Here is a 12,178-nt window from a genome sequence, read left to right as displayed (position 1 = left end):
TTTGAATTATTGCGAAATAAGTATATGGAGGGAATGAGAATGTCCGAAAGCGTTTATTTTAAAGTTGATGGACAATGGTTTACGGATTTTATTAGAAATTTATACTATGCTGAAAATAAAACATATGAGGAATGTAAGCAAAAACTTTGTAAGAGCTTATGCTTAGCGGATTTATCAGAGGAAGAAAAAGAAGAGTTATCAGAAACAATAATATTTGGTGAAAAGAAGCTAGTTGGTATTAATGATTTTTATTTGGTAGATGATGTAGATTTCGATGTTTATAACTACAGCAGATTTTCAAGACCTAAAAATTTCATAGAGGGAGAAGGTATAATAGGAATTTTGACAAAGGATGGAATTTTTGTTGAATGCCAGTATGGTGGGCATTTTTCAACTATAAACTGGATAGATAATGGTAATCAAGAGTGTGCGGGGGCTTTTGTATTTTCAAGAGGAAATGAAAATAGTAATGAATCATCTTATGTTGAAAGTGATAATATTTTTCCTCCTAATAAACATCAGATTAAATGGTATCTAAACAATAAAAAATATTTAAACGACAGGCAAAGGCATCATTTTGAAAAATATATTAAATAGTACTCAATAAAAAGAAAATATAATTTTAAGAAAGTAGGTGGTATTTATTGATACTTTAAGTATAGACGTTGAAACCTATTGTGATTTAGACATAAGTAAAGTAGGTGCTTATAAGTACTGTGAACATCCTTCTTTTGAAATTATGCTATTTGCTTATGCTTTTGATGATGATCCGGTACAGATAGTAGATTTAGCAAATGGTGAAAAACTACCCAGCAATATATTTTATGCATTAACTGATCCTAATGTTTTAAAAACTGCATTTAATGCTAATTTTGAAAGAAATTCAATAAAGAATCAATACCCAGCCTTATGCCCACCGGAGCAATGGGAATGTACCATGGTAAAAGCTTTAACTATAGGATTGCCTGGCTCTCTTGATATGGTAGGTAAGGCACTTAATTTTGAAGAAGATAAGCAGAAGATGAAAGAAGGTAAAGCATTAATTCAATATTTCTGTAAACCTTGCAAACCTACTAAAACTAATGGTAAGAGAACTAGAAACCTTCCTGAACATGATCCGGAGAAGTGGGAGCTATTCAAAGAGTATTGTAAAAGAGACGTTGAAGTTGAAAGAGAAATTAGAAATAAATTAAGTAGATATGAAACATTAGATAAGGAACAAAGGCTTTGGCAATTAGACCAAAAGATAAATGATTTAGGTATTAACTTAGATATAGATCTAGCTTTAAAAGCTATAGAGTGTGACACAGTATACTCTAAAAGGTTAGAAAATGAAGCTAGAGAGATAACAGGACTAGATAATCCTAACAGTCCAGCACAGCTTAAAAAATGGCTTAGTGAACGTGTAGGATACGAAGTAACTTCTTTAACTAAGGATAGTATACCAGGATTAATTGAAGCCGCTAAAGATGATAGAGTTATACGAGTTTTAGAGTTAAGGCAACTTATGGCCAAGACCTCCATTAAGAAGTATGAGGCTATGAATGCTGCTAGGTGTGAAGATGGAAGGGTAAGAGGATTACTTCAGTTTTATGGAGCTAACAGGACTGGTAGATGGGCAGGAAGATTAGTTCAGGTACAGAATTTACCTCAGAATCATTTACCGGACTTAGATGAGGCTAGGACATTAATAAGGAATGGCAATTTTGATGAAGTAGAGTTTTTATTTGAAAGTATTCCAGATACATTATCACAGCTTATAAGAACAGCTTTTATACCATCAGAAGGCAATAGATTTATAGTAAGTGACTTCTCAGCTATAGAAGCTAGGGTGATAGCTTGGTTTGCAGGAGAACAATGGAGATTAGATGTTTTTAAGAATAATGGAGATATATATTGTGCTTCTGCATCACAAATGTTTAAAGTTCCGGTAGAAAAGCATGGTATTAATGGGCACCTAAGACAAAAAGGAAAGATAGCAGAGCTAGCCCTTGGTTATGGTGGAAGTGTTGGAGCCATAAAATCCATGGATAAGGCAGGAAGCATTCCTGAGGAAGAAATACAACCGCTTGTAAGGGATTGGAGAGCTGCAAGTCCTCATATAACAAAATTTTGGTGGGATGTAGATAAGGCCGCCAAAAAAGCTATTAGAGAAAGAACCACCGTTAACTTGCAATATGGACTTAAGTTTATATATGATCCAGGGGTTTTATTTATACAGCTACCTTCAGGAAGAAAGCTAAGTTATATAAGGCCTAAGATAGAACCACATGAGACATTTAGCGGTGACAAAATAACATATGAAGGTATGGAACAGACTTCAAAGCAATGGACAAGACAAGATACTTATGGGCCTAAACTTGTAGAGAATATTGTTCAGGCTACAGCAAGAGACTGCCTAGCAGAATCAATGATAAGACTTGACGAAGCAAGATATAACATAGTTATGCATGTACATGATGAAGTTGTTTTAGATGTACCTATAGGAGTAGGCTCTTTGGAAGAAGTAGGAGAGATTATGGGGCAACCTATAGAGTGGGCTCCAAGTCTTCCACTGAAGGCAGATGGTTATGAGTGTAATTATTATATGAAAGATTAATATAGCCGAGTCAACTCTTTTATCAGATGAGACTCGGCTAGAAAATACTATGTATAATAAGTACCCTATTATATATAAATATAGTTTTTATGTTACTTAAATAGTTTTTGAAATCATGTTAAAAAACTTAACGTACAGTCCACTTACAAAAACAAATATAAAAAATAATATTGTAATATAAGTTATTACATCCTTTTTAGAAGTATTCTTTGCTGGCACATTAGTTTTTAAAGATTTAATCATAGTCTTAATAGTAGAAGTTAGATATCCTATAAAAACTATGGCCATAGCAGCTAGTCCTAGAACTTGAAAAAGAAAGAATAGAAATTCATAAGGATACTTAAAGAGTATATTACCATACCCGGTTCCTTTTCTTATTAATTCTGCTACAATATCAAGACTGCTTGAATTATACAGTGGGTTATAGATAAAAATTATTCCTATAAATAAGGGAAACCATTTAATAGTTTGTATATATAGTGTCCAATTAGTAATTAGTTTATTTTTAGCTAGTATTAGTATACAAGTTACAGTAGCAGCAAAACTTAATATACCTAAGATAATAATCCAAAAGACAATTGATGAACGATTATCTAAGTAAAATTTACTAAGTATAAATCCTATGACAATAAAAAAGACAATAAAAATACCAAAGTCATTTGAACTACTATTGCTTATTGTACTGGTAGAATCATTGTTTTTATAGATTTTTATATCTTTATAAATATTTATATTTTTATCATGAGAATCATTATTAAAACTGATAGAGCTAGTATTATCAATACCTTTAGGTTTCTTTTTATTTGTTGTTATTTTATATATTTCCAACCCAAACAATATAAGTGAGGCTAACGACGATGCAGAACTAAGGGCCGTATTTAAGTCCATAATGTACCTCCTTTCTTAAATAGTATATAAATAATTCTAGTCTATATATGGAGAAATTACAATAATATTACACTAAGTTGTCGTAATGCAACAATACTTCCGAATATTAAGTTTTTTAAAATGGGGGTGATAAATTGAAAACGGAAATAAATAATGCTTCAATATATAAAATTAAATATGATGGATCCGTGGCACTTGCTACAGGTAAAAGTAGAAATGAAACTCACTGGAAAAATAGAAATATTCTATGGTCAGATTTAGTAGAAAAGCTTAAAAATACAACAAGGACACCTGAAACTTATGCAGAGTATATGAAACTCCCTAAGCCTGAGAGAGATAGAATAAAGGACGTTGGTGGTTTTGTAGGCGGAAGCATAAAGAATGGCCGTAGAAAATCAGAGAACATAGCTAATAGGACTTTAATAACCTTGGACTTAGATTATGTTACAGGAGATATATGGTCCAGTATAGAGCTGTTGTGGGGCTTTTCTATAGCAATGTATTCAACTCACACACATGCACCCGATAACCAAAGGTTAAGATTAGTGATTCCTTTAAGTAGGCCGGTGCTTCCGGATGAATATCAGGCAATATCGAGAATGCTTGCAGATGATTTAGGGATAGACCAGTTCGACGATACCACATATCAACCTCATAGGCTTATGTATTGGCCATCAACTAGTGCAGATGGTGATTATATATTCAAAGTACAAGATGGTACCTGGTTAAACCCTGATGATATTTTAAACAGATACTTAGATTGGAAAGATGTATCTTATTGGCCAGAGAGTAGCAGAGCAAGGGCGCATTTAGATAGTCAGCTTAAGAAGCAAGAAGATCCACTGGAGAAGAAAGGTATTATAGGTGCCTTCTGCAGGACCTATAGTATTTCAGAAGCAATAGCAGAGTTCTTAAGTGATATTTATGTGCCAGGAGCTGATAATACTAGATACACTTATGCATTGGGAAGTACTGCAGGTGGTGTAGTAACCTATGAAGATAAATTCAGCTATAGCCATCATGGTACGGATCCAACTAGCGGAATATTGTGTAATGCATTCGACCTAGTAAGAATACACAGATTTGGGCACCTGGATGAAAAAGCTAAGTTAGACACTCCAGTTAATAGGCTACCTTCTTTTACTAAGATGTCAGAGTTTGCAAGCTCAGACGAAAAGGTAATGCTAACACTAGGTAAAGAACGTATGGAAAGAGCCCAGGAGGATTTTGGAATAGTTGAGGAAGAACTAGACACTGAATGGGTAAAAAAGCTTATGTATACAGAGCAGGGGAAGGTTAAAAGTACAATAAGCAACTTTCTTCTAATAATAGAAAATGACCCAATGCTTAAAGGTAAGATAGCTTACAATGAGTTTTCTAATAGAGCTGTAGTTATTGGACAGCTTCCATGGAGAGCTAAAGATAATAAGTCGGATTGGAATGATACTGATGATAGTGGACTTAGGGAGTTTATTGAAAAGTATTATGGAATTAGCTCCACTGCAAAGTGTGCTGATGCATTAGCACTAGCCTTTGAAAACAACTCTTTTCATCCTATAAAGGATTATCTAGATAACCTTCTATGGGATGGTACTGAGAGAATAGACACTTTATTTATAGATTACCTAGGGGCAGAAGATAGCAGATATATAAGAATAGTAACAAGAAAAATAATAGTAGCTGCAGTAGCAAGAGTACTTAACCCTGGGTGCAAGTTTGATAACATGCCAGTGCTAAGTGGGCCTCAGGGAATAGGTAAAAGTACCATTATTAAAAAGCTTGGTAGGGAGTGGTACTCAGATAGTTTAACCACTGTATCCGGAAAGGAAGCTTATGAACAGCTGCAGGGTGTGTGGATACTAGAGATGGGAGAAATGATGGCCACAAAAAAGGCCGATATTGAAGCCACTAAGCACTTCCTAAGTAAAACGGAAGATATATACAGAGTAGCTTATGGCCGAAGGACAAGCAGATTCCCTAGGCAGTGCATATTCATAGGTACTACTAATGATAGGGAGTTCCTTAGGGATAAAACAGGTAATAGAAGATTCTGGCCAATAGATGTAGGTGTAATCCCACATACTAAAAGCGTATTTAAGGACCTAACAGAATATGAAATAGGACAAATATGGGCAGAAGCAGTAGACCTCTATAAAGCTGGAGAACCATTATATCTAAATTCAGAAGAAGAAAAAGAAGCTCAAAAGCAACAGGAAGACCACTCAGAAGAAAGTGCCAAGGCAGGATTAATAGAAGAGTATCTCAATAAATTATTACCTGTAAATTGGTATGAGCTAGGATTATCTGAAAGAAAAAATTACATTCAGGGAACAGAGTTTGGAGACACCATGGAAGGTACCCTAAAAAGAGATAAAACTTGCGTTATGGAAATATGGGTAGAGCTTTTTAATGGGGATCCTAAGCAACTCAATCCACTTCAAAGTAGAGAAATTAATGATATTCTTAAAGGCTTAAAGGGTTGGGAGAAAAATAACTCGCCTTTAAGTTTTGGAAAAATTTACGGAAAACAGAGGGCCTACACACGCAAATTAATATAGAAAATTTACAGGAAGAGCGGAAACAAAGTTTAAAAATCTGTTTCCGATATTGTTTCCGTTGTTTCCACTAGCAATTTTCAACCGGAAACAATGGAAACATAAAAAGTCGCTCTGTTTCCGGTTGTGTTTCCGGTTAAAACCTAGTAATGCCAATGGTTTAGACAGTGTCGGAAACAATGGAAACACAATTTATATATAAAGTATTATTTATATAATTAGGCATATACACGTATATACATATACACCTATATACGCCTAATATAAGGATTTTATTTTTTAATAGGATTTTTGTTTCCGTTGTTTCCACTTAAAAAAGAAGGTGATATTTTGCAAGAAAGTACAATTGAGAAAAGACTTAAAAAAGAAATTGAGCTGATTGGTGGTAAAGCTTTAAAGTTTGTTAGCCCTGGGATGTCAGGAGTGCCTGATAGGATTGTTCTTTTACCTCATGGAAAGTTAATATTTGTTGAACTTAAAGCACCAGGAGAAAAGCCAAGACCTATACAGAATAAAAGAATAAAAGAATTGAGAGCTTTAGGATTTAGAGTTGAAATAATAGATAGCATAGAAAAAGTATTAGAGTTTATGGAGGAGGTGGTTGTATGAAATTTATCCCCTGGAGTTATCAAGAGTATGCGATAAATCATGTTATAGACAATTCAGCAGCAGGTCTGTTCCTTGATATGGGGATGGGTTGAATATTAGTAAAACAGTTAGTACATTAACAGCTATAGATAATTTTATTTGGCTTGGAGAAATAAAAAAAGTTTTAGTTATAGCACCTTTAAGAGTGGCAGAAGATACATGGTCTACAGAAGTAGAGAAGTGGGACCATTTAAAACATTTAAGAATATCCAAAGTTTTAGGAACACCAAAGCAAAGAGAAAGGGCTATGAGTACAGAAGCTGATATTTATGTTACTAATAGAGAAAATGTAGAATGGCTAGTTAAGCAATACTTTGGTGCCTGGCCCTTTGACATGTGTGTCATAGATGAATTATCAAGCTTTAAATCTTCTAAGGCAATTAGGTTTAGAGCACTAAAGAAAGTAAGACCATACTTTAAAAGAATAGTAGGGCTTACTGGAACACCAGCACCTAATAGCTTAATAGATTTATGGCCGCAGATTTATTTGTTAGATGGCGGGCAAAGGTTAGGTAAAACTATTACTGGATACAGGGAAAGATATTTTAGTCCCGGAAGAAGGAATGGCTATGTAGTTTATAACTGGGAATTAAAAGATGGGGCAGAAAAAGCCATACATGAAAAGATTGGGGATATATGCATCTCCATGATGGCTAAAGATTATTTAGATGTTCCTGAAAGAATAGATAATAGAATAGAGGTACCTTTATCAGATAGCGCAAAGGCAGAGTACAAAAGGCTTGAGAAGGATCTAATTTTAGAATTAAATGGTGAAGATATAACAGCAGCTAATGCAGCAGTATTGACTAATAAATTATTACAGATGGCCAATGGTGCAATATATACAGAATCTAAGCAAGTAATAAATATACATGATGAAAAGATAAATAAACTTGAAGAAATAGTTGATATTTCCAATGGTAAACCAGTGTTAGTGTTTTATAACTTTAAACATGATTTTGATAGAATATCCAAGCTGTTAGATAAGCTTAAAGTTAAATATCAAACGTTGGATAATTCAGAAGATATTAAAGCCTGGAATAATGGAGAAATAGAAGTTGCGTTATTGCATCCAGCTTCAGCAGGACACGGTTTAAATCTTCAGTACGGCGGAAACATCATAGTTTGGTTTGGGCTTACATGGAGTTTAGAATTATATCAACAGGCTAATGCAAGACTTCACAGACAAGGGCAAAAGGAGAATGTTATAATACATCACCTAGTTGCTAAAGGTACCGTGGATGAAGATGTTATGAATGCCTTGGCCAATAAAGAAGTAAATCAAAATATGCTTTTAGAAGCTGTGAAAGCTAGGTTAAAAGGTGGTATAGATGGATAACAAAGAAAATTTTATGAAATACGTAAAACAGAGAATCAAAAAGATAGAGTTTAATAAGAAAAAACGTGAGAATGAAGCTTTCGATTACCACATTAAAAGTGTTCAAAGAGCTAGTAACAGGAGGCGATAAGATGCTTAAGTTTATAATAGGTCTATTCCTGGGAGGTACCCTCGGGTGCTTATTTACGGCATTACTAATAGGAGCCAAACGAGGTGAATAACATATGATAGAGAAAAAAACTTTAGAAGAAACTAAAACAATAAGTTATGAAGAAGCTATTAAAATTGGTATTAGAGAAGGTATAAATTATATAAAGGAGCAAGAGTATTATAAGACTAAAAAGAGATACGATAGAAGATTAAGGAACACTAGGCTATTATTAAAGCATTATAGAGGCTTAAAAGCACATAATAAAATAGCTAATAATATAATAGATAAAATCTATGATGAGAATGCAATAGATGTGTTAGATGATATCGAAGCAGTGAATGACGAGGAACAGTATGTCCAGGCTTTGAGTAGGACAAAGATAAGAACTTTAGTTATAGTTGGACATATTAATAAAGCTATTAAGTACTATGAATCTATATGTGAGAGTGAAGGCAGAGTTAAAGAGAGAAGATACAAGATAATAAAGTATATGTATATAGATCCATCTAAGGATGATATAACACCTACCTATGAGCAAGTGGCAGAGCACTTTGATTTGAGTGTAAAGACGGTAGGAAGGGATGTAAGAGAAGCAGTGGAGGATTTAAGTATTTTATTTTTTGGAATTGATGGAATAAAGCTTTAAAATGTCCTTTTCAAAATGCATACAAACCCAGTAATATAGTCAAAGTATATGAAATTTATGTTTCAAAAGTTGTCCTTTTATATGGGATTGAGATGCATTTTATACTATAGTATAATGGCATTGTGAAAAATTATATACTAAAGCTTTTGTAGGTGTTATTTTAGGTAAATAGCTAACCTATATTGGTTTTTGATTCAGGAGAACCTAGTATTTAGGTTCTCTTTTTATATTTGGTTACGAGTTAGGTGTGTAAAGTTAACCCAAAAAATCAAATATAAGGAGTGTAACAATGGTAAAAACATTAAGTCTATTTAGTGGAAAAGGAGCTTTTGAAAGAGCAGCAAGTAATAAAAAAATTAGATATGAAATTGTAAACTATTGTGAGATAGATAAGTATGCGAGTTATGCATATTCAATTTTACATGATGTAGAAGAAAGTAAAAATTTATGGGATGTATGTAAAGTAAATGGATCTAATTTTAAGAATATAGATTTAGTAACATATGGTTTTCCATGCCAAGATATTAGTTTAGCAGGAGAAAGAAAGGGAATTATTAAGGGAGAAACTAGAAGTGGTTTACTCTTTGAAGCATTACGAATCATTGAAGAAGGTAAGCCTAAAGTGGCTATAGCTGAAAATGTGAAAAACCTAGTAAGCAAAATGTTTATAGGTGATTTTAATAGATTAATAGATGAGCTAGACAAGTTAGGTTATAACTCATATTGGAAAGTTTTAAATGGAATTAACTATGGATCAGCACATTCTAGGGAAAGAGTTTTTGTTGTAAGCATCAGAAAAGATATAGATAACAAAACTTTTAAGTTTAAAGATCCAATACCGGGTTTAATACCTTTAAACAGTATTACTGAAAAAGTTGTAGATGAAAAATATTATTGCAAAGATAATCAGTATATTAAAAAATTCTTAGATAATGTACAAAGAAGAATATGTGATTTTTCAAGTCCTAGCAAACATGGTTTAATCAGAGTTGGGGAAATAGAAAGTCCAACATTGAGAGATATGAATAAAAGAGTTTTTAGTGAATTAGGTGCAAGTCCAACTTTAGTTACTGGATCTGATAGTGTGCCTAAAATAGTGCAATGTAGGGTAAGGCGATTTACACCTCTAGAAACTTGGCGGCTACAAGGTTGGAATGATGAAGATTACTGGAAAGTAAGAAAAGCTTTTGAGAAACGATTTTATAACAATAAAAATATGACAGATACTCAAATGTACAAAATGGCTGGCAATAGTATAGATGTTAAAGTTGCAGAGAGCATATTAGAGAGTTTAAAAGGTATAATTTATTAGATTAAAAAAATCATAAACAAGATATAGTAAGGAGGTGGCATTATGGCCAAGTTAACACCAAAACAGAAGATATTTGTTGATGAATACCTAGTGGACCTTAATGCCACTAGAGCTTATAAAGTTGCTTATCCTAGTTGCAAGAAGGAAGAAACTATTAACGCTGCAGCTAGTAGAATGTTAAGAAATGTTAAGGTTAAAGATTATATTGATAAGCGGATGAAGGATAGGGAAAAAAGGACAGAAATAAAACAAGATGATGTGATTAGAGAGATTGCAAGTATAGCTAATGATGATATTAAAAATTATCTTTCATTCAAAACTGAGAAAGTGTTTGTAGGATATGATGTTAATGGCTTACCAGTGCAAGATTATAGAACTATAGTTAATATGAAAGATAGTGATGAAATTGATACAAAAAACATATCAGAGATAAGCATAGGCAAGGATGGGCAATTTAAGTTTAAATTGTATTGTAGAGATAATGCTCTTATTCAATTAGGTAAACACTTAGGCATGTTTAAAGATAAAGTAGAAGTTACAGGAAATATGAAAGTTAATAATCCATATGAAGGTTTAACTACTGAGCAGTTATTAAGACTGGCCCAATTGAGTGATGATGATGGATAAAAAGCAAATAGCATTAGATGCAAAGATAGAACTTGCAAGACGTGAGTTCTTTTTTTATTGCAATCTAAAAGCACCGGACTTCTATAAGCCTGATAGAAAATATCTAGTTGAGCTTTGTAATGAGTTCCAGGAGTTTCTTTCTTCAGATGAACAGGTAATGATAGTTAATGAACCGCCTAGGCATGGAAAGAGTAGAACAGCTGGATTACTTGTAGAGTGGGTTTTAGGAAGAGACCAAACACAAAAGGTTATGACAGGATCCTACAATGAAACCTTATCTACTATGTTTTCTAAGAATGTTAGGAATAGCATTCAAGAAGAAAAAGCAGATAAGTATAAGCCAGTATTTAGTGATGTATTCCCTGGTGTAGCAATTAAACGTGGTGATGGAGCCATGAACCTATGGTCCTTAGAAGGTGGATATAATAACTACTTGGCTACTTCTCCCACAGGAACAGCAACAGGCTTTGGTTGTAGCCTTATGATTATAGATGACTTAATAAAGAATGCGGAAGAAGCTTATAACGAGAATGTTCTACAAAAGCACTGGGATTGGTTTACTAATACAATGCTTTCACGTTTAGAAGAAGGTGGAAAGATAATTATTATAATGACCAGGTGGGCAACTGGAGATTTGGCTGGTAGAGCTCTAGAGTATTATAAAGAACAAGGAATAAAAGTTAGACATATATCCATGAAGGCTTTAGTTGACAAAGAGAAAAAAGAAATGCTTTGCCCTGAGGTATTAAGCTATAGAAGCTATATGAACAAAGTAAAGGCCATGGGTTCTGATATTGCCAGTGCTAACTACCAACAGGAGCCTATAGACGTTAAAGGAAAGTTATACAGTAGCTTTAAGACTTACACGGACATACCTAGAGATAGCAGGGGTAATCCACTATTTACTAAAATTAAAGCTTATATAGATACTGCAGATGAAGGCGCAGATTACCTATGCGTAATAATCTATGGAATATATAACAATGAAGCTTATATACTAGATGTTTATTACACAAAGGATCCAATGGAGATTACGGAAGAAGAGACAGCAAAACGTCTTTATGAAAATGAAGTTAATATAGCTGATATAGAAAGTAATAATGGTGGACGGGGATTTGCTAGAAGTGTAGAGAGGATATTAAAAGAAAAGTTTGGTAGTAATAAAACTAAAATTAAATGGTTCCATCAAAGTAAAAACAAGATAGCTAGAATACTTTCCAATGCTACCTGGGTTATGGATCATATCTATTATCCAGTGAACTGGAGAGATAAGTGGCCTGAATATTATAATGCTATGGTGAAATATCAAAGAGAAGGTAAGAATGCTCATGATGATGGCCCAGATGCTACGACAGGGGTAGCGGAGAATATAAACAAGTCTAGCGGCATGTCAGTATTAAAGTAAGGAGGGAT

Annotated in this window: 9 protein-coding genes and 1 pseudogene; 9 read left to right on the top strand and 1 reads right to left on the bottom strand. The window is 33.5% G+C overall.

Annotated elements, in window-relative coordinates; all coding sequences use genetic code 11:
• Positions 1 to 39: 39 nt before the first annotated feature.
• Positions 40 to 597: a hypothetical protein gene (locus BUA82_RS05815; RefSeq protein ID WP_073005586.1), complete on the top strand. Its 558-nt coding sequence runs from the start codon at positions 40 to 42 to the stop codon at positions 595 to 597.
• A 46-nt stretch (positions 598 to 643) separates the two neighbouring features.
• Positions 644 to 2,599, top strand: coding sequence for a DNA polymerase (locus BUA82_RS05810; protein WP_073006206.1), 1,956 nt, complete (start codon positions 644 to 646; stop codon positions 2,597 to 2,599).
• A 96-nt stretch (positions 2,600 to 2,695) separates the two neighbouring features.
• Here BUA82_RS05810 and BUA82_RS05805 read toward each other — a convergent pair whose 3' ends face one another.
• Positions 2,696 to 3,487 carry a hypothetical protein gene (locus BUA82_RS05805; protein ID WP_073005584.1) on the bottom strand — a complete coding sequence of 264 codons (792 nt, stop codon included), beginning with the start codon at positions 3,485 to 3,487 and terminating at the stop codon, positions 2,696 to 2,698.
• A 134-nt stretch (positions 3,488 to 3,621) separates the two neighbouring features.
• On the opposite strand from BUA82_RS05805, the gene BUA82_RS05800 reads away from it, so the two are divergent.
• The 7 genes and pseudogenes from BUA82_RS05800 to terL all read left to right on the top strand — a co-directional run bounded on the left by BUA82_RS05800 (position 3,622) and on the right by terL (position 12,170).
• Positions 3,622 to 6,045, top strand: a complete 2,424-nt coding sequence (locus tag BUA82_RS05800; RefSeq protein WP_242948926.1) for a virulence-associated E family protein — start codon at positions 3,622 to 3,624, stop codon at positions 6,043 to 6,045.
• Between the two features lie 327 nt (positions 6,046 to 6,372).
• Positions 6,373 to 6,651, top strand: coding sequence for a VRR-NUC domain-containing protein (locus tag BUA82_RS05795; RefSeq protein WP_073006202.1), 279 nt, complete (start codon positions 6,373 to 6,375; stop codon positions 6,649 to 6,651).
• Positions 6,648 to 8,029 (top strand): annotated as a pseudogene (locus tag BUA82_RS05790) (SNF2-related protein). Before BUA82_RS05795 ends, BUA82_RS05790 begins: the two are co-directional and overlap by 4 nt.
• A gap of 224 nt (positions 8,030 to 8,253) precedes the next feature.
• Positions 8,254 to 8,826, top strand: coding sequence for a hypothetical protein (locus BUA82_RS05785; RefSeq protein ID WP_073005582.1), 573 nt, complete (start codon positions 8,254 to 8,256; stop codon positions 8,824 to 8,826).
• A 289-nt stretch (positions 8,827 to 9,115) separates the two neighbouring features.
• On the top strand, positions 9,116 to 10,138 hold the full coding sequence (locus BUA82_RS05780) for a DNA cytosine methyltransferase (RefSeq protein WP_073005580.1): 1,023 nt from the start codon (positions 9,116 to 9,118) through the stop codon (positions 10,136 to 10,138).
• A 42-nt stretch (positions 10,139 to 10,180) separates the two neighbouring features.
• Positions 10,181 to 10,765: a terminase small subunit gene (locus BUA82_RS05775; RefSeq protein WP_073005578.1), complete on the top strand. Its 585-nt coding sequence runs from the start codon at positions 10,181 to 10,183 to the stop codon at positions 10,763 to 10,765.
• Positions 10,758 to 12,170 (top strand): phage terminase large subunit, encoded by a 1,413-nt coding sequence (terL, locus tag BUA82_RS05770; protein WP_073005576.1) that lies wholly within the window; start codon positions 10,758 to 10,760, stop codon positions 12,168 to 12,170. The genes BUA82_RS05775 and terL overlap by 8 nt, the downstream gene beginning before the upstream one ends.
• Positions 12,171 to 12,178 lie beyond the last annotated feature (8 nt).

The sequence above is a fragment of the Clostridium amylolyticum genome (assembly GCF_900142075.1).
In the GTDB taxonomy this organism is placed as follows: Bacteria; Bacillota; Clostridia; order Clostridiales; family Clostridiaceae; genus Clostridium_AA; species Clostridium_AA amylolyticum.
This window is presented reverse-complemented; position numbering and strand designations above follow the sequence as displayed.